Origin of the sequence: Prosthecobacter sp., assembly GCF_044232965.1 — a bacterium.
Lineage (GTDB): Bacteria > Verrucomicrobiota > Verrucomicrobiia > Verrucomicrobiales > Verrucomicrobiaceae > Prosthecobacter.
Window position 1 is genome coordinate 40,235 of the sequence record NZ_JBIIKX010000024.1, and the last position, 24,309, is coordinate 64,543.

Annotated in this window: 20 protein-coding genes and 1 tRNA gene; 15 read left to right on the forward strand and 6 right to left on the reverse strand. The window is 60.3% G+C overall.

Annotation, left to right across the window (positions count from 1 at the left end; translation table 11 throughout):
• The first annotated feature begins 84 nt into the window (after nucleotides 1–84).
• The 7 genes from ACILSI_RS12285 to ybeY all read left to right on the forward strand — a co-directional run bounded on the left by ACILSI_RS12285 (nucleotide 85) and on the right by ybeY (nucleotide 6,588).
• Nucleotides 85–1,425, forward strand: coding sequence for a coproporphyrinogen-III oxidase family protein (locus ACILSI_RS12285; RefSeq protein WP_395722175.1), 1,341 nt, complete (start codon nucleotides 85–87; stop codon nucleotides 1,423–1,425).
• Nucleotides 1,409–1,975 carry a hypothetical protein gene (locus tag ACILSI_RS12290; protein WP_395722176.1) on the forward strand — a complete coding sequence of 189 codons (567 nt, stop codon included), beginning with the start codon at nucleotides 1,409–1,411 and terminating at the stop codon, nucleotides 1,973–1,975. Before ACILSI_RS12285 ends, ACILSI_RS12290 begins: the two co-directional genes overlap by 17 nt.
• Nucleotides 1,976–2,081: 106 nt before the next feature.
• Nucleotides 2,082–2,897, forward strand: coding sequence for a hypothetical protein (locus tag ACILSI_RS12295; protein ID WP_395722177.1), 816 nt, complete (start codon nucleotides 2,082–2,084; stop codon nucleotides 2,895–2,897).
• Nucleotides 2,898–2,969: 72 nt separating this feature from the next.
• A complete protein-coding gene (locus tag ACILSI_RS12300) occupies nucleotides 2,970–3,389 on the forward strand; it encodes a hypothetical protein (protein WP_395722178.1) in 420 nt (139 codons plus the stop codon).
• Entirely contained in the window at nucleotides 3,389–4,414 is a 1,026-nt protein-coding gene (locus ACILSI_RS12305) for a PhoH family protein (protein ID WP_395722179.1), read from the forward strand. Before ACILSI_RS12300 ends, ACILSI_RS12305 begins: the two co-directional genes overlap by 1 nt.
• A 30-nt stretch (nucleotides 4,415–4,444) precedes the next feature.
• Complete coding sequence (locus tag ACILSI_RS12310) at nucleotides 4,445–6,145, forward strand: HD family phosphohydrolase (protein ID WP_395722180.1); 1,701 nt, start codon at nucleotides 4,445–4,447, stop codon at nucleotides 6,143–6,145.
• A complete protein-coding gene (gene ybeY / locus ACILSI_RS12315) occupies nucleotides 6,142–6,588 on the forward strand; it encodes an rRNA maturation RNase YbeY (protein ID WP_395722181.1) in 447 nt (148 codons plus the stop codon). The genes ACILSI_RS12310 and ybeY overlap by 4 nt, the downstream gene beginning before the upstream one ends.
• Here the strand turns inward: ybeY and ACILSI_RS12320 are convergent.
• The 3 genes from ACILSI_RS12320 to ACILSI_RS12330 form a co-directional block, all read right to left on the reverse strand.
• On the reverse strand, nucleotides 6,577–8,613 hold the full coding sequence (locus tag ACILSI_RS12320; protein WP_395722182.1) for a hypothetical protein: 2,037 nt from the start codon (nucleotides 8,611–8,613) through the stop codon (nucleotides 6,577–6,579). The two genes, ybeY and ACILSI_RS12320, sit on opposite strands and share 12 nt — an antisense overlap.
• 156 nt (nucleotides 8,614–8,769) lie before the next feature.
• Nucleotides 8,770–12,141: a PVC-type heme-binding CxxCH protein gene (locus ACILSI_RS12325; RefSeq protein WP_395722183.1), complete on the reverse strand. Its 3,372-nt coding sequence runs from the start codon at nucleotides 12,139–12,141 to the stop codon at nucleotides 8,770–8,772.
• 80 nt (nucleotides 12,142–12,221) lie between these two features.
• Nucleotides 12,222–13,448 (reverse strand): DUF5722 domain-containing protein, encoded by a 1,227-nt coding sequence (locus ACILSI_RS12330; RefSeq protein ID WP_395722184.1) that lies wholly within the window; start codon nucleotides 13,446–13,448, stop codon nucleotides 12,222–12,224.
• Between ACILSI_RS12330 and ACILSI_RS12335 the strand changes: the two genes are divergently transcribed.
• The 3 genes from ACILSI_RS12335 to ptsP all read left to right on the forward strand — a co-directional run bounded on the left by ACILSI_RS12335 (nucleotide 13,447) and on the right by ptsP (nucleotide 16,463).
• The gene (locus ACILSI_RS12335) at nucleotides 13,447–13,608 is read left to right on the forward strand and encodes a hypothetical protein (RefSeq protein ID WP_395722185.1); all 162 of its coding nucleotides are present in this window, start codon (nucleotides 13,447–13,449) and stop codon (nucleotides 13,606–13,608) included. The genes ACILSI_RS12330 and ACILSI_RS12335 overlap by 2 nt on opposite strands.
• A gap of 190 nt (nucleotides 13,609–13,798) precedes the next feature.
• Complete coding sequence (locus ACILSI_RS12340; protein WP_395722186.1) at nucleotides 13,799–14,653, forward strand: tetratricopeptide repeat protein; 855 nt, start codon at nucleotides 13,799–13,801, stop codon at nucleotides 14,651–14,653.
• 49 nt (nucleotides 14,654–14,702) lie between these two features.
• Nucleotides 14,703–16,463 carry a phosphoenolpyruvate--protein phosphotransferase gene (gene ptsP, locus ACILSI_RS12345; protein WP_395722187.1) on the forward strand — a complete coding sequence of 587 codons (1,761 nt, stop codon included), beginning with the start codon at nucleotides 14,703–14,705 and terminating at the stop codon, nucleotides 16,461–16,463.
• A gap of 24 nt (nucleotides 16,464–16,487) precedes the next feature.
• Here ptsP and ACILSI_RS12350 read toward each other — a convergent pair whose 3' ends face one another.
• Nucleotides 16,488–17,231, reverse strand: coding sequence for a hypothetical protein (locus ACILSI_RS12350; RefSeq protein ID WP_395722188.1), 744 nt, complete (start codon nucleotides 17,229–17,231; stop codon nucleotides 16,488–16,490).
• 268 nt (nucleotides 17,232–17,499) lie between these two features.
• Here ACILSI_RS12350 and ACILSI_RS12355 point away from each other — a divergent pair.
• Nucleotides 17,500–17,573 (forward strand) — tRNA-Gln (locus tag ACILSI_RS12355).
• A 13-nt stretch (nucleotides 17,574–17,586) separates the two neighbouring features.
• On the opposite strand, the gene ACILSI_RS12360 is transcribed toward ACILSI_RS12355, so the two are convergent.
• Together ACILSI_RS12360 and ACILSI_RS12365 are read right to left on the reverse strand one after the other, a co-directional pair.
• The gene (locus ACILSI_RS12360) at nucleotides 17,587–19,359 is read right to left on the reverse strand and encodes an MbnP family protein (protein ID WP_395722189.1); all 1,773 of its coding nucleotides are present in this window, start codon (nucleotides 19,357–19,359) and stop codon (nucleotides 17,587–17,589) included.
• Nucleotides 19,360–19,414: 55 nt separating this feature from the next.
• Nucleotides 19,415–20,845 carry a M20 family metallopeptidase gene (locus ACILSI_RS12365; RefSeq protein WP_395722190.1) on the reverse strand — a complete coding sequence of 477 codons (1,431 nt, stop codon included), beginning with the start codon at nucleotides 20,843–20,845 and terminating at the stop codon, nucleotides 19,415–19,417.
• Here ACILSI_RS12365 and ACILSI_RS12370 point away from each other — a divergent pair.
• The 4 genes from ACILSI_RS12370 (at nucleotide 20,844) to ruvA (ending at nucleotide 24,299) form a co-directional block, all read left to right on the forward strand.
• On the forward strand, nucleotides 20,844–21,701 hold the full coding sequence (locus ACILSI_RS12370; RefSeq protein ID WP_395722191.1) for a class I SAM-dependent methyltransferase: 858 nt from the start codon (nucleotides 20,844–20,846) through the stop codon (nucleotides 21,699–21,701). The genes ACILSI_RS12365 and ACILSI_RS12370 overlap by 2 nt on opposite strands.
• Before the next feature lie 43 nt (nucleotides 21,702–21,744).
• Complete coding sequence (locus ACILSI_RS12375) at nucleotides 21,745–22,665, forward strand: ABC transporter permease (protein WP_395722192.1); 921 nt, start codon at nucleotides 21,745–21,747, stop codon at nucleotides 22,663–22,665.
• The gene (locus ACILSI_RS12380) at nucleotides 22,658–23,623 is read left to right on the forward strand and encodes an ABC transporter permease (RefSeq protein ID WP_395722193.1); all 966 of its coding nucleotides are present in this window, start codon (nucleotides 22,658–22,660) and stop codon (nucleotides 23,621–23,623) included. The genes ACILSI_RS12375 and ACILSI_RS12380 overlap by 8 nt, the downstream gene beginning before the upstream one ends.
• A gap of 70 nt (nucleotides 23,624–23,693) precedes the next feature.
• Nucleotides 23,694–24,299, forward strand: a complete 606-nt coding sequence (gene ruvA / locus ACILSI_RS12385; RefSeq protein ID WP_395722194.1) for a Holliday junction branch migration protein RuvA — start codon at nucleotides 23,694–23,696, stop codon at nucleotides 24,297–24,299.
• The last annotated feature ends 10 nt before the right edge of the window (nucleotides 24,300–24,309 follow it).

Here is a 24,309-nt window from a genome sequence, read left to right on the forward strand (position 1 = left end):
TCCTTGACGAATTCTTGACCTTCCCTGCATCTTCCCGACTTTGTGTCCAGAATCACCGCCGCGAAGCGTTTTTATTTTACCCCCATGCAAACCACACTCGAAAAACCAGCCGAGGAAAAAAAGGTCGAGCAGACCGAGGCTGGAAATTATTTTGTCTCCAACTACCCGCCGTTTTCCTTCTGGAAGCCGGATCAGGTTCATCTCGTCGAGGAAGTGCTTCAGCGTCCCACGCCCGCGAACATCCCGCTCGGCGTTTACTTTCACATCCCGTTCTGTCGGAAGCGCTGCCACTTCTGCTATTTCAAGGTGTACACCGATAAGAACGCCCAGGAAGTGAAGGCCTACATCGACGCAGGCATGCGTGAGATGTCGAGTTTTGCCAGCCAGCCATATTTGAAGGGCCGCAAGGCGCACTTCGTGTACTTCGGCGGCGGCACGCCGAGCTATCTGTCCGTGCCACAGCTCAAAGACCTCACCAACCGCATGAAGGATCTCATTTCATGGGATGGCGCGGCGGAGGTGGCCTTCGAGGCCGAGCCTGGCACACTCAACGAGGTCAAACTCACCGGCATCCGCGACATTGGCGTCACGCGACTGAGTCTTGGTGTTGAGAACTTCGACGATCACATCCTTGAAACCAACGGACGTGCTCATCGCAGCGGCGAGATCGGCAAGGCCTACCATTTCGCACGCAGCCTCGGCTTCGAGCACATCAACATCGATCTCATCGCCGGAATGATGAACGAGACCGAGGCGAACTGGAAGGACACCGTGCAGAAGGCGATCGCCATGCAGCCGGACGCCGTCACGATTTATCAAATGGAGGTGCCCTACAACACCACCATGTACCAGCAGATGAAGGCCGAGGGCAAGGTCACCGCTCCCGTGGCCGACTGGCAGACGAAACGCGACTGGGTGAGTCATGCGTTCGATGAATTCCAAAAGGCCGGCTACACCGTCACCAGCGCCTATACCGTGGTGAAGGATCCGAAGCGCATCAAATTCGTCTATCGCGACGCCTTGTGGGAAGGCGCCGATCTGCTGAGCTGCGGTGTGGCTTCCTTCGGCCATCTCGGCGGCGTGCATTACCAAAACCAGGCGGATGTCGGCCCTTACATGCAGGCGATTGATGCCGGCCAGATGCCGATCTATCGTGCTTATCAAACCACGCCTGAAGACCGTTTCGTGCGTGAGTTCATTCTCAAGCTGAAGTTGGGCCGCAGCGAGTATGCCTACTATGTCCAAAAATTCGGCGAGGATCCACGGAAGCATTTCGGTCCGCAGCTCGATTACCTTGCAAAAGAGGGCTTTGCCACGCTCGACGCCGAAGGCGTCACGCTCACGCGTGATGGACTGCTGCAGGTGGACCGCCTCCTGTATGATTTCTTCCTGCCTCAACACCGCCAGTATGCCCGCTACACTTGAAAATGCCGTTGTTCGTGAGGACGAGGACATTCTGGCTCCCCTCATTTTCTTTTACGGAATCGGCAGCACGCGGCCACGGGTCACATTTGTGGAACCTCAGGCGCTCGCAGAGCAGGAACGCAGCCTGCTGGTGCATGAGAAGGACATGACGCCGCGTCTGCGGGAGTTTCATGGCTGCGAGATCGATCTCGATGTGGCTGCCAGGGCGCGCATCGGCAATTACCTCGTGCGGGCTTCGGTGCTGCACCGCCGCAGCGATGGCATGCCGGTGGAATTCGGCGCGATCGGCATTCATCTCGATTTATTGCCCGAAGAGGCGCAAAAACTCGTGTTGGAGGGCCGGGTGCCGTTTGGAGCCATTCTGGAACAATACGCCGTGCCCCATTCGAGTCACCCTCGCGGCTATTTTCGTGTTTCGGTCGATCAACGCCTTGCAGACCTCCTCGGCGCGACGAGTGGGCAGATGCTTTTCGGCCGCTGCAATGAGCTGCGCCACGGTTCCGGCCGAGTTCTGGCTGATGTGGTCGAGGTGCTGCCGCGTTTGGCATGATTGTTGAACGCGGATTGCGCTCCATGAGTCGCACACCGGTCAAACCAGTTGCGACCTAGCCCTTCTGCGGCTTGATTCCTCACGCATCAAACCCGCTACATTATCCATGAATCACCTCGTTTTTTCGTCCGTCTTCGCCGGACTCCTCATCGGAACCCTCAACCTCGCCGCTGCTCCGCAGGGCACGAAAGGCGTGGAGGAGTTCGATCCACTGGCCTTCCCGGGCAAGGTGGTCGGTGATGTGGTCGTGCCGGTGCCGAGCGAGGTGTTCTCCGTGCTCGACAAGCTGGGGGAGCCGAACTGGCGTGCTGAATTGCGCAAAGCCGATCTCCCCGCCTCCAGCGACCGCACGAAGCTCGCGTTGCTGTTTGGCTACACGGTGGCGGAAGGTTTTGTGGCGGTGCAGGCGGAAGACAAGGAAGCCGTGAAGGATCTGGGGCGCGACATCATCGACCTCGCCAAGAGTCTTGGTCTTAGCAAATCGGTGCTGCCGCACGCGCAGAGCATTCTCGACGCCGCCGACAAGTCGAACTGGAGCGCCATCCGCAAGGAATTTGACCAGACACAGAAAACCGTGCGCGACACGATGGAGCAGATGAAGGACATCGACCTTTCGCATTGTGTCAGCCTTGGAGGCTGGCTGCGTGGCACGGCCTCGGTGACTTCGGTGGTGAAAAAGAGCTTTTCCGCCGACCGTGCCGAACTGCTGAACCAGCCGATGCTGGTGGAGCACTTTGTCAGCTCGATCGAAAAAATGCCCTCAAGCACCCGCGATCACGATGTGGTGAAATCCATCCGCAAAGGACTCACCGTCGTGCTGCAGCAGATGGAAGGCGCGGTGGACGGTTTCTCCAAGGACGCCGTGCAGGAGATCAGCAAGACCTGCGACGGCCTGCTGACGGAAATCCTCGCCAAGAAGTAATTCGTGCCCTCCCCCAACATGAAAGCACCTTTTGAAGGACGCCAAATGATGAATTACTCCAGGTCCAGCTTCGTGAAAATCGCCTCTGCCGCCCTGGCGTTGGCCGTGGCCTCGCTCGTTCACGCCACCGTGGACGAGGCCCATGATTTTACGATGGAGGCCGCGATGCCCTTCGTTGAGCAGGGGTTCATCGTCCGTGAAGACTACTGGAACGGCGAGGTCAAGAGCGGTCAGAAGCTCATGATCACGCACCAGCTTTTCAAAGGCAACGAATATGCCTTCTGGCTCGGTACCAGCCAGGAAGGTGTGACGCTGGACATGAAGGTTTTCGATGAGAAGAACCAGCCGGTTCAGATCAAGGCGACCTCGGACAAGTTCTTCATGAGCGTGCGCGTGAATCCGCCGAAAACAGGCACCTACCGCATTGTCTTTGAACTGAAGTCAAAGAGCGAGCCCGGGGTGCTCTGGGCGCTGTCGTATGGTTATCGCTGATGCCCGTCGCCACGCTCACTTACGACACGCCGCAGTTTCTGCACAAGCTGATTGGCAATGACCTCGGCAGCCTGCGCCTAGTGGGGGAGACGTTTGGGGTGAATGTGACCAGCCGCGAGGGCTGGGTGCGTCTCGAGGGCGAGGACGCGCAAATCGCCTCGGCACGCGAGGTGTTCATGCAGCTCGAAAAAGTGCGCCGCCAGGGCGGTGAAATTTCCACCGGCATGGTGCGCCTTGTCACCGAAAGTGTGCAGCGTGAGAGCGGAGACGCGCCTGCGGAGGCGATCATGCACTTGAAACTGCATGGTTCCTCCAAACGCCCACCTGTCCTCGCCAAAACCCGCAGCCAGATCGCCTATGTGCAGGCCATGCGCGAGTGCGAGGTTGTTTTTGGCGTTGGACCGGCTGGCACGGGCAAGACCTACCTCGCGATGGCTCAGGGGCTCCACTGCCTCAAAGAAAAGTCCGTTCAAAGGCTCGTTCTGACGCGTCCCGCTGTCGAGGCGGGCGAGGCTTTGGGCTTTCTGCCTGGGGATTTGAAGGAAAAAATCTTTCCCTACCTGCGTCCGCTTTATGACGCGCTTTACGACATGCTGGAACCGGAAGAGGCGGAGCGCCTCATTGAGCGCGGCAGCATCGAGATCGCACCGCTGGCCTACATGCGGGGTCGCACATTGAAAAACGCCTTTATCATCCTCGACGAGGCGCAGAACACCACGACGGAGCAGATGCTTATGTTCCTGACCCGTCTGGGCGATGGGGCGCGTTGTGTCGTCACGGGGGATCCTTCCCAGGTGGATCTGCGGCGGCATGTGAAGTCAGGTTTGAAGGAAGCGGTCGAACTGCTCCAGGACGTGGAGGGGGTCAAATTTGTGGCCTTTGCCCCGAAGGACATCGTCCGCCTGCCGGTGGTGCAGCGTATCATTGAGGCCTATCAGTCGGGCAGAACCCGTAAAAGTGAGTCACAACGGCTCTCCGAGACGGAAGGACAGGGGAAAGATTCTTGTCCGGCCTCCGATGTATGATAGCTTCGATCCCAGTCTTCCCCCAAAAACATGTTTGAGTCCATTCGTCGTGCCCGCTTGCAACGCGAAGGGCTTTCCTGCGGTAAAACCCGCCGGAAGCACCAGGAGGGTGATCTGTTTGACGAGATGCGCACCCATCCGGCGGGAACGGTGGTGACGTATGTGCTGTTCTTCATCGGTGTTGCGCTGTTGATGCGTCTGGGCACCCATGTCGAAGACGGCCTGCCCGCCCTGACCTGGCTGCACGCGCTTTACGCCGCCGCGATTGGTTTTGCGATGGTCTCGCACGAGCGCGTGGCCCTGCGTGAGCAGATCTGTGACAATGGCGTGCTGCTGCTCGTTTTGGGCACCATCCTGATGCATCTGGCGCTCATCGTCTTCACGTTGGACATGTCCGCCGGTCAGAGCTGGGGAAAAGCGCTCAAAGCCGTCGTGCTGCCGCATGCGTTTGGCCCTCTCGTGCTCTCAGTCATCCTGGGACGTCGCATCGGCCTGTTCGGGGCCATTTATGCCACGCTCTTCGGCGTGCTGGTCTGTGTGTCGGTCTCCGCTCCCACTTTCATGGCCACCTCGGCGCTGATCGGCTTCACTGGTGTGCTGCTGACCAAGCGTGTCCGCCGCCGCAACCGTCTGTTCATGGCCGGGCTTTATGTCGGCCTGGTGGCGATGGCTTTTTCCCTCCTGCTGCATGAGGCGGCGGGGGTGATCATGGAGGAAAAACTCGGTCGCATGGTGGGTCTGCCGCTCGCGGTGGGCATCCTGACCGGCATGGCCATCGGCGGCCTGCTGCCGGTGTTGGAAAGTGTGTTTGGCGTGACCACCGAAGTGTCCTGGCTGGAGTTGGCCGACTTGAACCACCCGTTGATGCGCCGTCTGAGCATCGAGGCGCCCGGCACCTACCATCACAGCCTCGTCGTGGCGAACTTGTCCGAGGCCGCCGCCGAACGCATCGGTGCCAGCGCCAGCATGTGCCGCGTGAGCGCTTATTTCCATGACATCGGGAAGCTCAGCAAGCCGGAGTACTTCATCGAGAACATGGACCCCGAGGCCAATCCGCACGATGACCTCACCCCGCGTATGAGCGCCCTGGTCATCATCGCGCACGTCAAAGACGGCGTTGATCTCGCGATCAAGAACAACCTCAACTCACGCATCATTGATGTGATCGAGCAGCATCACGGCACCTCGCTCGCCTATTACTTTTACCGTCAGGCGCTCGACCAGAGATCGGAAACCGAGCGTCTCGTCAAACTCGGCAAAGCCAAGGAGGACGATGTGCCGCAGGTCAGTGAGGAAACCTTCCGCTATCCCGGCCCGAAGCCGCAGTTCAAGGAGTCCGCTATCATCTCCCTCGCGGACGCCGTCGAAAGCGCCTCTCGCACGCTCGAAAAACCCAACGCGTCGCGCATTGAGACGATGATCGACGAGATCGTGCAGGGCCGCATGATGGACGGTCAGTTGGATGAATGTGATCTGACTATCTCCGAGCTCGCCCGGATCAAGGCCAGCTTCGCCAAGACCCTGCTCAGCATGATGCACGGCCGCATCAAGTATCAGAAGGCCGTGGAAGCCAAGCCCTCGCCAGTGCGGGAAGAGCCCAAGCCGTTTTTGGCAGGTGACGACGAACCTGCCGCTGCCAGCTCCAGGAACATCGTCGAAGCATCATTCACCGGCGCACAGCCTGAGCCGGTGGTCAAAAAGCCTCGTGGGCGCAAACCGTCCGCCGCATGATGCCGCTGCCAAAGCTTCGCATCTACAATCGTCAGAAGGCGCATCCCCTCCCGCTGCCCAGGCTGCGCCGCATTGGCAAAGCCGCGCTTCCCGCCTGTCTTGCGGCCGTCAAATCACCCGACGCACCGCTTATCTCATTGCCAGAGATTGAGATCACAATTGTGAATGACGCCGACATTGCTCGTGTGCATGGCGACTTTCTCGATGATCCCACGCCCACCGACGTCATCACCTTCCACCACGGTGAGATCCTCATCAGCGCCGACACTGCGTTGCGCCAGGGCAGGGAGCATGGCCAGTCACTCGACCACGAAACCGCTCTCTACCTCGTCCATGGCCTGCTGCACCTCGCTGGCTGGGACGATCACGAGGAAGGCGAGGCGCGTGCGATGGCGCAGCTTCAAGAAGGCATCCTGCGCGATGCCAAAGACTCACTTGCCTGAGACGTTCTTTAAGGCCGCGAGCCCCTGCAGCACGCGGACTTTGCCGCTGCGCGCACGTTGGGCGATGTTTTCAAAGTGCTCCAACTGCGGCACCTTCTCCTTGTCCTGGTCCTTGCCGATGAAAATGACGAAGTTGATTTGCGGCTTCGGTTTGCCCTTGGCCTGGTAGTGCAGTCGGATGGCGTTTTTCACCTGGTCCTCGCGTTGTTCGGCGGTGATCTGGATGTCGCCCGGCGGGTTGCGGGGCGGCTGAAGGCCCATGTCGCGCCAGACCTCGCCGATGTTCACGATCACGCGCTGCGGGATGCCCTTGGCCTTGCGGGCGGCGTTTTCCTTGGCCAGCCAGTCCTGGCCTTTTTTGATCGCCGCTTGCCAGGCTTGGGAGTCTTTTTCCGTCCAGCGCATTTTTTTGAGCAGCTCCTCGCGCTCCTCCTTCGTGCGCGGGATCGTCATGCTGCGGTATCCGCTGCAAATAATGAAAACGGCGTCCACATCGGTCTCCAGGGCAAACTGGATCGCTCGAAGATAGCCACTGAGATGCTGCGCCTCCACCGGCTCCACCTCGCTGCTGACTGTTTGCACCGGATAGCCGATCGGGCGGATGCCCAGCTTCTCGAAGTCGCGGTTCACCGGGTAGAGCCAGTCTCTGATCTTGTCCTTGTTGGCCGTCGTGGCGGGCAGCAGCTTGTCCGAGTAAGCGGAGACCGCGTTGCCCTCATACAGGATGACATTGAAGTAGGTCTCCAGGCCGAGTTTGCCGATCATCCCGGCGATCTCGTTCTTCACGATTTCATAAGCGGGATAGCCGCCACGCGGATCAGTCAGCATGTAGCGCTCCACGTCGATCAGGAAGGCCACGCGGCGGCCCTGGGACTTGATGCCGAAGAAATTCACCTGCGACGTGCCCTTGGGCGAAAACGGCATCGCAAAACTCGCGCCCAGGTCGGTCGTGGCGATGTCCATCGCGATGGGGCCGTCGGATTTCGATTCAAAGTCCGGCAGCGAAATCGAGGAGATGCCTGCGGCGGTGATCGCCCGCGATGGCGCGGCGGCCACGGCGGTCGGCGTGGGCATCGCGGTCGGCGTGATCTGCTTGGTCTCTGGCTTCTCTTGTTCGGCCTCCGGGGCCACAATTCCGACCAACTCTGCCACGGGTGGCTCCGGCACGATCACCACCAGCAAGCCCAGCAGCAGGACCAGGATGGCATGGATCACCAGCGCCAAGGTGATCGCGGATGCCTTGTGAATCGTGTGAGCATTGCTCTTGGGCGTGATGATGGGAGGGAGAGCCTCAGCTTCTGCCACAGGCACCGCTTTGGCTTCCTCGGTCTTGGGTTCAAGCACGACGACAGCGACCTGGGCCTCCACGGCCTTGCTGGGGGACGGTTCCGCCTTTCGCGGCTCCACCACCGCCACAGGCTGCAAAACAGACTCTTCAACGGGAACGGCAACCTCAGGTGTGTCCTCTTCGGCGATCATCGCCAGCACGGGCTCCGCTTCCTCTTCCATCACCACCGTTGCGGCTTCTTCTTCCGGCTCTTCCTCAACGGCCACAGGGCTGGCCTCTTCGGGCTCGGCTTCCGCGTGATTAGGCTTTGAGTCTTCAGCATGGGCGTCAATTGCCAGCCCTTCAGCGGCCAGCCAGCTCATGAGCGCTGCTTCACGCGCGCAACGATTCGGATCAAGCGCGGCGGCCACCGTGGCAAAGCGATGCGCCTCCTCCGGCTCATTGCGGTGCTGATGAATGCGCGCCCGCACCAGCGCCGCCTCCACATTGAACTCGTCCTGCGCCAGCGCACGATCCGTGAAACGCATGGCGAGTTTCGGGTCCAGTTTCATCACCAACTGCGCGGCTCGCAGCACCGAATCAACGTCCGGCGGATCTTTTGGCGCGGTGGAGATCAGCACCGCCGCCTGCTGCCCGCTGCCCTCGCGAACCAATGCCTCCGCCAGTTCGAGACGGACACCCCAGTCCGCCGGTGTTCGGCGCAACTGGGCACGAAGCTGGTCGGTGCTGGCTGCCATGAGGAGGATTTCAGCGAAAGGCGGCTCCCAAGGCAAGATTAATCTTTAAAGTGGTCAAGTTGACTTCGTCGTCAGGGTCGCTTCGCAGTCAAGAGGTCAAGGTGGCTCGCTTGACCACCTTGACGACGCTTGACCATTCTTTGCCTCGCTCGCGGGCTACTTCCCGAGCAAGAACGCGATCAGATCGCCCATCTGCTCCTTCGTGATCGCGGCTTCGAGGCCGACGGGCATGAGGGTGCGGTCCAGGCTCTTCATCTCTTTGATGGCGCTGCGTGGCAGAGTCTCCTTCACGCCGCCCATCATGGCGAGAACGACGGTGTCGCTGGTTTCGCTTTGGATGAGACCGCTGAGGCTGCGTCCGTCCTTCGTTTCAATGGCATAGGCGCTCCAGCGGGCTTCAAACATGCGGTTCGGGTCGAGGATGTCGGAGAGCAGTCCTTCCGGGGGCTTGACCTTCACGTCAGAGAGCGGCGGGCCGACATCGACACCCATGGTGCCGTGCTTGTGGCAGGTGATGCAGATGGTGGCGAAGACGGCCTGCCCCTTTTTGGCATCGCCGTGCATGGTGGTGGCGCTCATGTAATCCTTCACCACGGCGGCGCGGTCGCTGCTGGCTTCGCCGAAGAGCTTTTTCGCGAGCTCGGCCATCTCGCCCTTGCCGCGCTGGTAACTCCAGCGTTTTTCGACATCGACCCAGGCGGTGGGGAACTCGCCCTTTTCCATGCGCTTGAAGAGTTCGAGCGCGGTGGTGGCGTTCGCCGTGAGGATGGTTACGAGATCGCGTTTCAGCGCGGGGCCGGCCTTCGGCAGGAGTTCGTAAATGAGCGGCGCAGTGCTGGTCGCGGCGAATTTCTTCAAGAGAGCGACTGAGGCGCTGGTCATCTCGGCGGGCTGATTGCTGGTGAGCAGGTTCTTCATCACCGGCTCGACGGCTGCCCATTTGCGTGAGGAAAGAAGCGGCAGCACAGCGAGACGTTGATCGAGCGGGGCCGTTGAGTCAGCGACGATGGCGTCAATCTTCGATTGGAGCGCGGCGATCTCCTTGGCGGCGTCTTCGTGGCCTTTGGGTAGTCGGGCGAGGCCTTGGAGCAGCGCAGGCTTCCACCAAAGGAGCTGGCCGGGTTCGATCTTCAAGACGCTGAGCAGCTTCTCCACATCTGGAACGTGATTCGCTGCGATGGATGCGCTGGCGAACGAACGAATCGTGTCGTTGCGGTTGGCTGAGTAGATTTTGGAGAATCGTTCATCGGCGAGCAACTGGGCCAAAACGTGGCCTGCGGTGTAGGTGCTGGAGGAAAGAGCTGCCTTTGCCATCCACGGGTCGTCTGGATACTGGCAGATGGCTTCGGTTCGAAGGCTGAGAAGCTGAGCGTCAGGACGGTCATCAGCATCGACTTTGAGCAGGATTTTTTTGAAGATGACGCGTCCAGCGTGATCCTTTGGAACATCGCCCCAGCCCACTTCGGGAATGGCGTGGTATTGCCCCGGCGTCTTGGTGACGAGTTGTTTCGTCCCCTTCGGAACGACGCGCCAGATGCGGCCGTGGTTTTCGCCTTGGCGCATGTCGTGGGTTTTGACGAATTCCTCGGGGAAGAAGCGGGCGTGGTCGATCCAGCGGCGGTAGATGTCGCAGATGTAGATCGCGCCGTCGGGGCCGGTGGTGAAGTTCACGGGGCGGCACCATTCGTCGCTGCTGCGGAAGAATTCCGTGCGGTCGCCGACACGCGTGGCTTTGAGCGAGGCGCCATTCGGCTCGATCTTGTAGCGCGTGACGAGCTGGCCGGTGGGATCGGGCACGAAGACGTTGTTCTTCAGCTCGGGCATGAGCTGGCCGCGATAGACACCCAGGCCGGAACAAGCGGTGTTTGTGCCGGCGTGGGCGTCTGCCGTGGTGTGGGTGATTTGCAGCGGATAGACGCGGGTCTCGGCACCGGGCGTGGCGATGTCTTCATGCACCTGAGTGATGCCGGCGTGCGGATTCCGCAGCATGGCCTCGTAGGGCATGACGGTGAACATGAGCGGGTTGCGGTTGGAGCAATAGAAGTGATGGCCCCAGTCGTCGAACGCGCCGCCGTATTGGCCTTTTCCGCCGGTGGGCGTGATCTCGCCGGTCTTGGGGTTCCATTTGAAATTGGAGCCGGGGACGCCGACGACCTTGGTCGGTGCATCGGCGGGATAGATCTCGCGGGCATCGAGGCCGTTGTTGAAGTGGACGCAGCCATCCGGACCCCAGCGCGGCGCGCTGACCTGGAGCTGGCTGTGCTTGGGATTGAAACCACGGATGAGCGGCTTGATCTCGTCGGCCACGTTGTCGCCGTTGGTGTCTTTGAGGAAGAGGATCTGGCCGCGTGTGGTGGCGATGAGGCCGCCGTTGTAAGGGAGAAGGCCCTGCACGTTGTCCATGTGGTCGGCAAAAGTGACCGCCTTGTCCATGCGGCCGTCGCCGTCTTCGTCGGTGAGGAGTTGGATGCGTGAAAGCCAGGGATCGCCGGGATTCGGTGGGCCGAGCGGGTAATCGCGCATGTCCGCGACGAACATGCGGCCTTTGTCGTCCCAGGTGGCTTCGACGGGATCAAGCACGAGCGGTTCGGCGGCGACGAGCTGCACTTCGTAATCGCCATCGAGCTGGATGCGCTTCATGCTTTCTTCGGGGCTAAGTGGTTTGTCCTGACCATCGCGCACTGCGCCGATGTCGCTGCCGCCGCTGGCCTGGATGGCGCTCCACTTCTCTTTGAACTCGCCGAGCGGATACAGCTCGTAGCGACGCACGATCATCTCCGCGCCCTCGGTCTGGAGGAGGATTTTGCCTTCGCTCGGTTTGCAATCGAAGGCCTCATTCACCATCGCGCCGTTGACGAAGTATTGCAGCGTGTCGCCCTTGGCGATGACTTCGAGGCGGTTCCACTCGCCGCTGGGGCTTTCGACATCGTTTTTGCCGCGGAAGCCCACCGTGTCGCTCCAGTCCTCGTCGCGACCTTTCCAATTGATGCGGCCTTTGGTCACGGTTTGGCGCGGAGAGCCTGCTTTCCAGATTTTCTCCTTATCGCGGTCGAGCGTGAACTCAGCGGAGAGCGACGTCGTGAGCTCCGTGCCGTCCGCGAGCTTCGGCGAGAGCACGAGGATGTCACCCACGCCGCCTTCGATGATCTGCGCCTCGATGCTGGCCATCCAGGTGTCCGCGTAGGCTCCGTGCGGGCCGTAAGAGTGGAGGAGGAGGCCGTTGTCTTTGGCGGCCTTCTCGCGCTTGCCCCAAGTCTTCGTGCCCCACTTGAATTCGAGGACAAGGTGGTAGTCGCGGAAGTTATCCTTCGTGGCGACGTAGCCGTAGCCACGGCCGGAGATGTTGAAGGTGCCGTCTTTGGCAAAGGTCCAGATGTCCTTCGGATCGTCATGGAAATCAGCCTTCGGATTGACGTGATGTTCCACGTTGCCGGATTTGATGACTTCGAGGAGGTCGATCTTTTTTGTCACCGGCTGGGCCGTGACGAGGCATGGGATGGCGACAAGGAACACGAGAGTTGAGCGCATGAAGAGCATACGAAGACAACGACTCTCAGTTTGCCCGGCCAGACACGAATGAAGCCAAACTTGGTGCTTTTGTGATAAGGCTACTGATTCCACGCCTTCAATCCTGTGACGGGCAAAAGCGCGTCTGCCGCCGCACGCCACTCCGGCGTTCCGGCTTTCTTGAAGAGATCGTAAATCAGCTTCTTGCTGTGCGGATCAGCGATCGAGTTCGGCGCATTGCGCCACAATCCCAGCCGCAGCCCGCCTTCATGGGCATGATCAACGTGGCGGTGGTAGATGAAGGCATCGACGGTGGGCAGGGCCTGAATTTTTTCCCAGGCATACGCATAAGCGGCGGCCTGGAGCTTTTCACCATCCGGCGTGAGCAGCGTGTGGAAGCCCTGCTCGCTGAGAATGATACGGCGATGTTTGCCTTGGAAGAGGAGTTCGGGCTTGGCAAGATGCTGGGCGAGAACTTGCAGGTTCTTGAAGGTGACTTTGTTGCTGTTGTCATCGGTGGTGATGGATTTGTCCGCCCAGGCCCGTGGATTGCCCAGGTCTTCGGGGTAGGGATGCCAGGCGACGTTCCAGTCGAAGTCACCGCGTTCGCGCACGAGTCGCGCGAAGGTGTCGAGGAAGTCGCGCCCGGGCGTGGCCTCCTGTGCGCTGACGTTGTGCATGCTGCTGGCCCAGTGATGATCGAACGAGGCATAGGTGCGGGCGTGCTGCGAATGCCTGCGGATCGCAGTGTGGGCGATGCGGTAGGCCTTTTCATACTCGCTGGCGGCCGTTTCGAGTGGGACAAGTCCCATATTATTCCAGAGGAAGTGCGAGTTGACCTCGTTGCCGATGATCCAGCCCCAGACGCGGCCATGCTCGGCATGCGCTCCGCTCCAGCGCTCCGCCAGCAGGCTGATGACGGCATCAAGGAAGCGATTCGTGGTGTTGATGGCACTGACGCTGAACTTGTGGTCCTTCCGGTGTCCCGGATGCAGCACGATGCCATCGCGTGCCGGGTCTTTGGATGGATAGGCGATGAGGATGGTGTAAACGAGCACGCCGCGGTCCGAGAGGGGCTTGATCTGGCGGTCGAGGGACGCGAGGTAGTTTTGATTGAAGACGAACTCGCCCGTTTCGGGCTTCGATTTCATGTCTAGCAATGCCGTGAGGTTGATATTGACCCCGGCGTGATGAATGCCCAGAGCCAGGGCATCATCGACCATCTGCACCTGAAGCCCTTTCTGGTTCGGCGGTGTGGGAAACGGGGCGGTGCTTTGGGCGCTGGCAAAATCAGCGAAAGCGAGGCAAAGAAGCAGAAGATGACGCATGAGTGACCCATCCCATCCACCCACACCCGTTGTGGAGCAACCCGAACCTGCCTGTGAACGCTGCGGCAAGCCGGGTGCGTCCAAATTCGGCGACGAGTTCATCTGCGATGATTGCTATGTCGTCTGCGGCTCGTGTTGTGCGGGTGAGGACGCGGCATAAGGAGTGGCTCTAACGCTCCCCAGGAACGTTCAGGGCTTCCTCAAGACGAAGCTATCCAAGGCGCTGTGGAGGGCAGGGGCTATCGCGTTGCCGCCGTGAGTTTTATGCCCTGGGATGAAGGCGGCACTTGACGTGGTGCGACTCTGTCCGCGAAGGTACCCTCTCAACCTCCGACCGCCCCAACGCGATCATGCCCGCTCCCAGCTCTCAGCCCACTGCAACTCATTCTATTCCTGCCATCCAGGCCGCGCTCGTGGCGGTGGAGGCGCTGCGTGTGGCGGTGAAGGAGTATCCGGGTAAGGCACCGGGTTTGGTACGCGCCTTGCAGACGCTGGCGGACGCACAGCGCGACGCCGGGGATGTGGCGGGGGCCGAGGCGTCTTATCGTGAGGCGCTGGAGGTCGCTGAGAAGCTAGAAGCGCCTCCAGACGCGGTGGCGGATGTGCGCACCAGTCTGGCGACGCTGCTGGACTTCAGCGGGCGGGAGGAGGAGTCGCTTTCGTTCTATGAGGAGGCGATCACGAACCACGAGGCGCTGGGAGGCGAAAACCTGGAGGTGGCGGCTCAATTGCGCAACAATGTGGCGATGACCTATAAGGGCATGGGCAAGCTTGCGCTGGCGGAGCAGCATTACCTGCGCTCCCTGGAGACGCTGGAGAACAAGCGTGGCCGTGAGTCAGAGTCGGTGGCCTGTGTGTACAACAACCTGGGCAGCCTGTATTACGCGGCGGGTTTTCCTGATCAGGCGAAGGAGATGTTTGAAGATGGTCTGAAAATCCGCCTCGCCGTGCTGGGTGAAAGGCATCGCGACGTGGCGCAGTCGTACTGCAATCTGGCCACGGCCTGCCATGAATTGAAGGACAACGAGGGTTCCAAAAAGCATTTTGAGACCTGCCTGGCCATTTTGGAGGCGCAACTGCCAGCCGAGGCGGCGAGCTATGAGGCGGCGGGGCTCGATTACATGGCGATGCTCGACATCATCGGTGAGGAGAGCAAGGCTGCGGCCTTTAAAAAGCGCCTCGAGAAGGCTTTGTCGGCGGTTTGAATCACCCTGCATTTGCCAAACGGCTACTCCGCAATGTAAGGTGGCCCACATGTCCGAATCGCCCTTCACCGTAGAAAGAATCTGGACCGGTGCTCCTGTGTCCGACGGGGTGGCGCATGCGGTGGTGCATGTGTTGAAGGATCACTTCGACGAGCCGGACGAGGACAGCATCACACCGGACATGGTGGCCGGCGAAATGGCGCGGCTGCACGCGGCGCTGGATGTGACCCGCCAGGAGATCGAGGAGCTGCAGCGCGTGATGGATGGCGAGCAGGGCAGCGCGGAGAGCGAGATCTTCGAGACGCATCTGCTGATCCTGCAGGACGCGACCATTTTGAAGCAGACGGAGAAAAAGGTGCGCGAGCAGCATGTGTGCGTGGACTGGGCCTACTACAAGCTGATGTGCAAGCACATGAACGCGCTGCGCGGGCTGGATGACGCCTACTTGCGGGAGCGCTTCCTGGACGTGAAAGATGTGACCCAGCGCGTGATGCGCCATCTGCGCGGCGAACTGCTGCAGCATCCGATGTTTGACGAGCCGGTGATCGTGGTGGCGCATGACCTGACGCCCTCGGACACGGTGCAGCTCGACCGCAGCAAGGTGCTGGGTTTTGCCGTGGAGACGGGCAGCGCCGTCTCACACGCGGCGATCATCGCACGTTCGCTGGCGATTCCCGCCGTGGTGAAGCTGCACGGCATCTGCGATGAACTGCACAGCGGCGACACGGTGCTGCTGGACGGCGAGGGCGGACTGCTGATTCTGAACCCTTCGCCTGAAACGCTGGCACGCTATCGCAGCCGTGAGGAACTGGCGGAGCGGCGAGAAGATGTGTTTCAATTGGAGCGTCACAAGCCTGCACGGACGCTGTGTGGCCGCACGATTTGCGTGGGTGTGAACGCGGAGTTTGTGGAAGAGGCGGAGATCGTGCAGGACAGCGGGGCGGAGGAGGTGGGTCTCTTCCGCACAGAGTTTCTGCACATGGAGAACCCAAACGCCACGGAGGATGAACTGGCGGAGGCCTACTCCCGTGTGGTGCGCTCGCTGGCACCGAAGCGCGTGGTGTTTCGCACCCTGGACCTCGGAGGAGACAAGGTGGACGAGCGTCTGGCCGTGGAGCCGGAGCCCAATCCTTTCCTTGGCTGGCGCGGCATCCGGCTCTCCCTTGGCCTGCGGGATTTGTTCAAGCGCCAGCTTCGGGCACTGCTGCGCGCGGCGGTACATGGACGCGCGGGCATCATGTTTCCGATGGTTTCTGGCGTGCATGAGGTGCTGGAGGCCAAGGCCATTCTCAATGAATGCGCGGACGAGCTCACGGCTGAAGGTGTGGACGTGCCGGATGAGATCGAGGTCGGTGCGATGATCGAAATTCCCAGCGCGGCGCTCTCGGCGGACTTGATCGCGGCGGAGGTCGATTTTCTCAGCCTCGGCACCAATGACCTGATTCAATACACGATCGCGGTGGACCGGCTCAATGACCGTGTGGCGGGATTGTACCAGCCGACGCATCCGGCCGTGCTCCGCCTGATCGGCATGTCCGTGAAGGCAGCGCACGGGGCTGGCATCCGCATCGGCATGTGCGGGGAGATGGCTTCGGATCTCACGCTCACTCCGCTCATGATCGGCCTGGGCTTGAACGAATTGAGCGTGGCTTCCACGCAGGTCGCACGGGTGAAACATGCGGTGCGGCGTTTGTCCGTGGTGGAGTGCGAGGAACTGGCGGCTCTGGCCAGCAAACAAAACAGCCCGGCCGAGATTTTAAGCCTCAGCCGGGCGGTGGCAGAACGACGTTACCCGGAGTTGTTCGAGTAGCGTAGCCTCGGGGGTTAAGAGGGCTCAAGCAGCCAGTTTGCTGCGGGTCTTGCGCACGGGTTTCACCGGTTTGGGAGCCATGGTGGGGCGGAAGGCATCACCAAAGAGATACTGACGGGCGCTGTCCACCTGGCCCATGACTCGACGGTGCCATTTGACGTATTCTTTGCCCAAAAGCTCCTCGGCGTCGCCACTCTGAAGAGCATTGTCCAGGCTCATGTGCTCCGTGCTCAGTTCCAGATGGAAGGTGATTTCTGGAATGTGCAGTTCCACGGCCTCGAACATGTCCATCACGCGCGCGGCGTAGCTGGTGTCCCAGGCTTTGTCATCCTCGTCGTAGCAGCTCGTCACCAGATGGGCGATGAGATACTCGGCATTGTCAGAGAACACCTCCGCCGCCTCGGTCACCGAGTCAAAGCTCTCACGGTCCGCCGTGACCGGCAGTACTACGGAGAGGGCGATCCCCGCTTCCTGGAGGATCTGGTCCATCTCAGTTCCGTGGTAGAACTTGTTAAAAAACTCGCCCAGCCCCGTGCCGACGTCCAAAATCGTCAGCGGTGAGGCATCAACATGAGCGAAGAACTTGTTCGGCGTCAGCGTGCTGGCGTCGAGTGTGATGGAACCTGCGGGGGCAGGGATGTCCTCTTCGGTAAGGGAGAGGAGTTGATGAGAGACACCATACTGCTGGAGGTAGCGGTGGAAGCAGAGAGCCAGAGTGCTCTTGCCGGTGCCGGGATAGTCGTTCTGGATGAGGATGAGCTTCTTCATATTGATTTAATGCGAATTGCACAGTTATTCTGCAAATTATGGAAAATATTGCAAGCGTAAATATTTTATATTTCCATAATTTCAATATGTGGGAGTCCACAACCCAGTTGAGTTACGCAGGGAAACCGGGGTTTGGGACGCTGGGTTGACCGGTGGTCAAAAAAATGCGTTTTGAGGTCAAAACACCGCCTCAGGCAGGCAAATTCCAGCCGAAGCCGCCCTTGCGCAGCCGCATTCAGGCACTACTATCCGCGCTCTTAGCACCTCCTACCCCGTGGTGTAATGGTAACACAGGAGATTTTGATTCTCTCGTTCAAGGTTCGAATCCTTGCGGGGTAACCACTCAGGATGGTTTTCAGCGTTTGGCGGTGTTTGGAACCGCGTTTTGGACGAAGGACTCGTCCGTGAGAGACTTCAAAAATGCCACCAGATCGGCTTTTTCCTCAGCAGTAAGCTGAATTCCTGCCTCGGGATGCTTGGCGAGGTTCGGATCGAGTGTTGCTGACCGGCGCACGTCGCCGCTGTAGTGCTCCACCACCTCCTCCAATGTGCTAAACCGTCCATCGTGCATGTAGGGCGCGGTTAGGGCAATGTTGCGCAGGCTGGGCACCTTGAACTTGCCCCGGTCAGCCTCGTTCTGGGTCACTTTCATCAGTCCCGTGTCCTCGACTGCCAGTTCGAGGCCGTTGTTCGCAAAAGCCTGGCTCACAAACAGCGTCCCACCATGGCAGTGAAAGCAGTCCGCGCCGCGCAGGCCGCGTTTCGGGTCAAACTCGGTCACAAAGAGCTGCAACCCCCGTTTTTCGCTCTCCGTGAGTTCCGCCACTTTTCGAGCCGCCTGGTCAAAGCGCGACTCCTGCGAGATCAGCGTCAGCAAAAACTGCTCCAGCGCCAGCGCGATGCGGTCCGGCGTGATTTTAGGCGATCCAAACGCCTGAGCGAAGGCTTGAACAGATTCCTCATCCTTCCGCAGCTTCGTCACGATGTTTTCGAGCGTCTCATTCATCTCCTGGTGGTCTTGAATCGGCATCAGCACCTGCTGCCGCAATGTCGGGGCGCGTCCGTCCCAGAAGAACGCCTGACTCCAGGCCAGATTGAACAATGGCATCGCGTTGCGGCTGCCGGTTTGTCCTTCCGCCCCTAGGCTGAAGCGGCGTGCATCCGCAAAGGCGCGTGTTTGATCATGACACGAGGCGCAGGACTGCGTGTTGTTGATCGAAAGTCGCGCGTCATGAAACAACCGCCGCCCCAGCGCCACGCCTTCCCGCGTGAGCGGATTGTCCTGCGGAAACTTCACCTGCGGAAAGCGCTGGGTGAGCGCTGGTTTAAATGGATGCGTGCCCGGCGGGGCAGGTGCGGCTGCTTCAGCGAAGGCAGGAGCCTGATACACATCGTAATTCACGCCGCGAACCCGAAACGCCTGCTCAATGTTCCGCTTCAGCTTAGCCGCGAGTGGATCGCCCTCGCGCGAGTGGGTGGAGGTGCCGTCTTTGGCGAAATCCACGCCTTCGAGCACCCGATTTAGGTCAAACTCCACCGCCAGTGTCAGCGGCCTGCCGCCGCTAAACTCCACGGGCAGTTCCACCGTCATCAACTGCGGCGCGTTGGCGACGTGAAACGAGAATCCATCTGCCTTGTCTTTATGCTGCCAACGGCCTTCCAGCGCCAGAAAGATGTAGCCGCCCAGCCAGCCCCAGTGCAGCCCGTTGACCTGCGGATTCAAGGCATGACCGGGTGGAAACGTGCTGGGATCGGCCTTGTTCGTCGCCTCATCCAAACCGATGCGGAAGCGTAGCGCGGTGTACTCGCCCTCCGGCGTCCCCCAGCCCTCCGCCGTCATCGACTTGCCCGGAGCCGCGCTCAGAAAGGCAAACCAGTCCCGCGACTCCGCCCAGGAACCGTCTTTTTTTCGCAACGCGAGTCCCGACAGCAGAAAATCCAGCCGCAACACCTTCACCGCAGGCTTGCCGTGCAAGGGCTGGTTCAGGATGAGCTCCTCGTTTCCGTCCTTGGGCAGAATCTGCAAACGAAACGCCTGTCCATGGGACTCAGTGCCCAGAAGCATGATCGCAAGCCAGACCAGCAGAAGCTCTGGTCTGGGAAAACGGGCAGGCAGGCGGAGAGACATGCAAAAATGTCATGTCCTCTACCGAAAGCGGCAAGTGATTCCATTGTAAGCCGCCTCACTTCTGCACATCCAGAAAGTCACACACCGCCGCCGCCATCGCGGCCACGCCGGTTTTGATGCTCTCCTCGTCACAGTCATACATCGGCGTGTGGCCGCCGTAGGTCATGCCTTTGGCCTCGTTGGCGACTCCCAGGCGGAAATAGAAGCCGGGGACGACTTGCGCGAAGTAGCTGAAGTCCTCGCCGCCCATGCCGGGAATCAGCTCGATGACGTTCTTTTCACCCACGATGCGTCTGAAGGCCGGAAGCGTTGCCTCGACGAGCTTCAGGTTGTTTTGAATGCTCGGATAGGTCTTGCGGTATTCCATCTCGTACGTCGCCCCATGCGCCTCGGTGATGCCTTTGAGGATGCGGTGCATCTGCTCGATGATGCCATCGCGAAAATTCGCGTCGTAAGTGCGCACCGTGCCGCCCAGCTCGACGGTTTCGGCGATGATGTTCTCGCGGTCGCCGCCCTTGATCGTGCCGATGCTAATGACCAGCGGCTGGCGTGTATTCGTCTGGCGGCTTTTGATCATTTGCAGCGCCATGATCGCCTCTGCGGACACAGCGATGGCATCCACGCCTTTGTGCGGTGCGGAACCGTGCGCCATCTTGCCTTGGATGACGATGTGGAAGCGGTCGCTGTTCGCGTTGTCGATGCCCGGCGTGTAACCGATCTGCCCGGCCTTCAAATAATGCACGCCATCATCCGTGGTGCCCGCAGGCTGCACCACCGCCGTCGTGTGCAGGCCGAACACCGCCGCAGGCTTCGGATTCTCCATCACACCCTCAGCGACCATCAGCTTTGCGCCCCAGTCGCCTTTGAATGTGGCAGGCATGGCCTCTTCCGCCGGTTGAAACAGGAACTTCACGCTGCCTTTGACGAGATCGCGATGCTTGGAGAGCAATTCCGCCACGCCCAGGGCGCAAGTCACATGCACGTCATGCCCGCAGGCATGCATCACGCCTGGATTCTGCGAGCGATACGGCACGCTGCGCAGTTCCTTGATCGGCAGTGCGTCCATGTCCGCCCGCACGGCCACGCAGGGGCCATCCTGCCCGCCTTTGAGCAAGGCGACGACGCCATGCTTCGCCACGCCAGTCTTGATGTCCGTGAATCCCAGTTCCTTCAGCCGGTCTGCCACCAGTTTCGCCGTCCGCACCTCCTCATTCGACAGCTCCGGGTGCATGTGGATGTCCCGCCGGATTTCCACCAGCTTCGGAAACATTTTCTCCATGCTCTTTTGGAAAAGGGCGTCGCGTGTTTCAGCGGCCAGCGCTGGGGTGGCAAGAAGCAGTAAGGCCAGGGATTTCAGCAAACGCGGTGAAGGTGTCATCCCACCAGCTACGCCGGTTGCGGAGTTCCCTTGCGTTGAAATCTCCAGGAAGGCATGCGCCGCCAGTTGATTCACGTTCCATTTGAGGCCATGAGCGGGGCATCTCATGTCCGACCCTCACGGCTACGAACTCCTCGACAGCGGCTCTTTCCAGAAGCTGGAACGCTTTGGCAGCGTCGTGCTCTCCCGCCCCTGTGCTCAAGCTGTCTGGCAGCAGACGCTACCCAAGGCCGACTGGCAAAAGGTGACCGCCACGTTCTTCCGCGACGGCGGCAATCAATGGCGTGGTCGCGACAAACTGCCCGAAACCTGGATGATTGACGTCGATGGCACGAAGTTTCAGCTCAGCTCGACCGACTTCGGCCACCTCGGCATCTTTCCCGAGCAGCGCGATCAATGGCGGCGCATTCGTGAAACCTGCGCGGAATACGCCAAGCGCCATGGCAGGCCTGCTCGTGTGCTCAATCTCTTCGCCTACTCCGGCGGCAGCACGCTGGCCGCAGCACTGGCCGGTGCGGAAGTCTGCCATGTGGATGCCTCGAAAGGCATGGTCGATTGGGCGCGCAAGAACGCCGCGCTGAACGGTCTCGAAGAAAAACCGGTGCGCTGGATTGTGGATGACGTGACGAAGTTCCTGGAACGCGAATTGCGTCGCGAACGCCAATACGATCTGCTCATCCTCGATCCGCCGAGTTACGGACGCGGAGCGAAGGGAGAGGTCTTCAAAATCGAGAACGACCTGCCCCCGCTGCTCTCGCTGCTCGGCAAGCTCATGTCGCCGCAGCCGCTCGGCGTCCTGCTTTCCTGCCACACGCCGGAACTCACGCCCATCTCGCTCCATCACATGCTGCTCCAGCAATTCGGCCGCAACGGCGGCAAAGTGGAGCATGGCGAGATGCAGCTTCGTGGTGCCTCGAACGTTCTGCCCGTCCCCAGCGGTAGTTTTGCCTGGTGGCTCGCCTGATTGAGCATTCGACATTCCGCCTTCGTCATTCGACATTTCCTCAATGCTCAGCTTCCTCCTCCGCCGCGCCTTCAGCAGCGTGATCGTGATCTTCTGTGTGATCTCGATCACGTTCGTGCTCGCGCGGATCACCAAGGGCGGCCCGTTTGACAAGGAAAAGGAGCCGCCGCCGCACATTAAAGAAGCGCTGCTCACGCGCTACAAGCTCAACGGCAGCGTGTGGGAGCAATACACCGCCTACGTTGGCTCCCTCGTTCGCTTCGACCTCGGCCTGTCCACGCGCTATCGCGACTGGCGTGTCTCCGAGTTGCTGCGGCAAAAGATGCCGAACTCCTTCGCGCTCGGTTCGCTGGCCTTTGTGATAGCGAGCTGTGCTGGAGTCTTCCTCGGCAGTCTCGCCGCAATGAAGAAGGACACCTGGATCGACCGCTCGGCCATGTTTGGTGCGCTGCTGTCCATTTCGATTCCATCCTTCATCAGCGGCCCGTTTTTGATCGCTGTGGTCGCGCTCTGGCTCGGTTGGCTGCCCGTCGGTGGCTGGGGCACGTTTCAGCAGATGATCCTGCCCGCGATCTGCCTCGCCGCGCCTTACATCGCCTACGTCGCTCGTTTGATGCGCAACAGCCTGCTGGATGTCCTCAAAAGCGACTTCCTGCGCACCGCGCGTGCTAAAGGACTCACCGAAACACAGGCCGTGGCCAAGCATGCGGTGAAAGTGGCGATCCTGCCTGTCGTGACCTTCCTTGGGCCTCTCGCCGCGCATCTGCTCACCGGCTCGATGATCGTCGAGAGTGTCTTCAACATCTCCGGGGCCGGCATGATCTTCGTGAACTCGATTCAGAATCGTGATGTCTTCCTGCTCGGCGGTGCCGTCATCGTTTACTGCGCGCTGCTCGTGCTGTTCAACATGTTCGTGGACGTGCTTTACACGCTGCTGGACAAACGCATCAAACTCTATGCCTGATGCCGCCGCTCCAGCACGCATCGCCCGGCCCGATGGCTGGCAGATCCTGAAGCGCAACCGCGCGGCGATCATCGCGCTCGGTTTTCTCGCCGGATTATCGCTCATCGCCATCGTCGTGCCGATGCTGCTGCCCGAGTCGTTGAAGGTCACTAGCAGCGCCTCATTCGTGCCGCCCTCATCGCATCACTTCTTGGGCACGGATGTGAACGGTCAGGACATGCTCTACCGACTCTTGTCAGGTGCACGTGTTTCGCTTGGCGTCGGTCTGGTGGGTGCGTTGATCAGTCTCGTCATCGGCACACTTTACGGCATGATCAGCGGCTATGCGGGTGGCCGGGTCGATGCGCTCATGATGCGCACGGTCGAAGTGCTGCAATCCGTGCCGCGCATCCTGTTCATCATGATCCTCATCGCCGCACTCGATGACTACGTGAAGGAATGGATCGACGGCTGGCGTCTGCTGGCTCAGAAGAATCATTGGAACGGCATCGCTGAAAATGTGAGCGCCTTGAAGGCTTACTCGAAGGTGCTCGTGATGATCGTGTCGCTCGGCCTCGTCGAATGGCTCACCATGGCGCGCATCGTGCGCGGCCAAGTGCTCGTGTTACGCGAGATGACCTTCGTCACCGCGTCGAAAGCGATGGGGCAGGGGAGTTGGGGCGTCCTGCGGCGGCATCTGCTGCCAAACCTGAGCACCATCATCCTCACCTACCTCACGCTCACCATTCCAGCCGTCATTCTCGACGAATCCTTCCTCAGCTTCCTCGGCCTCGGCATCGAAGATCCCGCCGCAAGCTGGGGTTCGCTGCTCAAAGACGGCGCGCAGGTCATCAACCCGCTCGAAAGCAAGTGGTGGCTCCTCGTGTTCCCCGCCCTCCTCATGTCCGCCAGCCTCCTCGCCCTCAACTTCCTCGGCGACGGCCTGCGCGATGCCTTTGATCCGAAGAGCGGAGAGTGATTATCCTGTCATACAGTGAAAACGCTCTTCTGCGCTTGCACCTTCGCGCAGCACCGGCTTCATGGGGCGCATGATCGCCTTTCTGCGTGGAATCTTGGCCGAAGCCCTGCCTCATCGTGTGACTCTCGACGTTCACGGCGTCGGCTACGTCGCGCTCATTCCGTTGACGACCTTCGACAAGCTGCCGCAAATCGGCGCGGAGGTGCAATTGCTCACGCATTACCACGTCACGGACCGGGATCACACGTTGTTCGGCTTCATCACCTCGGATGAGCGGGATTTGTTCCGCCTGCTGATGGATCGTGTGTCCGGCATTGGGCCGAAAATGGCGCTCAGCGTTCTCAGTGGCCTGCCGGTGGCTGCCTTTAAAGATGCCGTGATCGCGGGTGATGTGAAGGCGCTCTCACGCATCAAAGGCGTCGGCGGCAAGACCGCCGAACGCATTGTTTTGGAGCTGAAGGACAAGGTCGGCGTCGTGACTGCCTGGCAGGCCGCACAAACCGCCAAAGGCACGCACGATCCGAAGCAGGAGGCGCAAAGCGATGCTGTGCTCGGTTTGATTGCCCTCGGCTACAAGCAGAGCGAGGCCATCAAAGCCGTGAACGAGCTGACGAAGCAGCCCGAACTCGACACCGCCGACAAGCTCATTCGCGAGGCGCTCAGGAGCATGAACTGAGGTCGCGCTC

What these genes read in the sequence shown, in the direction of transcription:
- ACILSI_RS12335 (WP_395722185.1), top strand. Translation starts at nt 13,447, where the DNA reads ATGAGTGACCCATCCCATCCACCCACACCCGTTGTGGAGCAACCCGAA.
- ACILSI_RS12295 (WP_395722177.1), top strand. Translation starts at nt 2,082, where the DNA reads ATGAATCACCTCGTTTTTTCGTCCGTCTTCGCCGGACTCCTCATCGGA.
- ACILSI_RS12370 (WP_395722191.1), top strand. Translation starts at nt 20,844, where the DNA reads ATGTCCGACCCTCACGGCTACGAACTCCTCGACAGCGGCTCTTTCCAG.
- ACILSI_RS12330 (WP_395722184.1), bottom strand. Translation starts at nt 13,448, where the DNA reads ATGCGTCATCTTCTGCTTCTTTGCCTCGCTTTCGCTGATTTTGCCAGC.
- ACILSI_RS12305 (WP_395722179.1), top strand. Translation starts at nt 3,389, where the DNA reads ATGCCCGTCGCCACGCTCACTTACGACACGCCGCAGTTTCTGCACAAG.
- ACILSI_RS12285 (WP_395722175.1), top strand. Translation starts at nt 85, where the DNA reads ATGCAAACCACACTCGAAAAACCAGCCGAGGAAAAAAAGGTCGAGCAG.
- ACILSI_RS12380 (WP_395722193.1), top strand. Translation starts at nt 22,658, where the DNA reads ATGCCTGATGCCGCCGCTCCAGCACGCATCGCCCGGCCCGATGGCTGG.
- ACILSI_RS12375 (WP_395722192.1), top strand. Translation starts at nt 21,745, where the DNA reads ATGCTCAGCTTCCTCCTCCGCCGCGCCTTCAGCAGCGTGATCGTGATC.
- ACILSI_RS12325 (WP_395722183.1), bottom strand. Translation starts at nt 12,141, where the DNA reads ATGCGCTCAACTCTCGTGTTCCTTGTCGCCATCCCATGCCTCGTCACG.
- ybeY (WP_395722181.1), top strand. Translation starts at nt 6,142, where the DNA reads ATGATGCCGCTGCCAAAGCTTCGCATCTACAATCGTCAGAAGGCGCAT.
- ACILSI_RS12365 (WP_395722190.1), bottom strand. Translation starts at nt 20,845, where the DNA reads ATGAGATGCCCCGCTCATGGCCTCAAATGGAACGTGAATCAACTGGCG.
- ACILSI_RS12320 (WP_395722182.1), bottom strand. Translation starts at nt 8,613, where the DNA reads ATGGCAGCCAGCACCGACCAGCTTCGTGCCCAGTTGCGCCGAACACCG.
- ACILSI_RS12360 (WP_395722189.1), bottom strand. Translation starts at nt 19,359, where the DNA reads ATGTCTCTCCGCCTGCCTGCCCGTTTTCCCAGACCAGAGCTTCTGCTG.
- ACILSI_RS12290 (WP_395722176.1), top strand. Translation starts at nt 1,409, where the DNA reads ATGCCCGCTACACTTGAAAATGCCGTTGTTCGTGAGGACGAGGACATT.
- ACILSI_RS12350 (WP_395722188.1), bottom strand. Translation starts at nt 17,231, where the DNA reads ATGAAGAAGCTCATCCTCATCCAGAACGACTATCCCGGCACCGGCAAG.
- ruvA (WP_395722194.1), top strand. Translation starts at nt 23,694, where the DNA reads ATGATCGCCTTTCTGCGTGGAATCTTGGCCGAAGCCCTGCCTCATCGT.
- ptsP (WP_395722187.1), top strand. Translation starts at nt 14,703, where the DNA reads ATGTCCGAATCGCCCTTCACCGTAGAAAGAATCTGGACCGGTGCTCCT.
- ACILSI_RS12340 (WP_395722186.1), top strand. Translation starts at nt 13,799, where the DNA reads ATGCCCGCTCCCAGCTCTCAGCCCACTGCAACTCATTCTATTCCTGCC.
- ACILSI_RS12310 (WP_395722180.1), top strand. Translation starts at nt 4,445, where the DNA reads ATGTTTGAGTCCATTCGTCGTGCCCGCTTGCAACGCGAAGGGCTTTCC.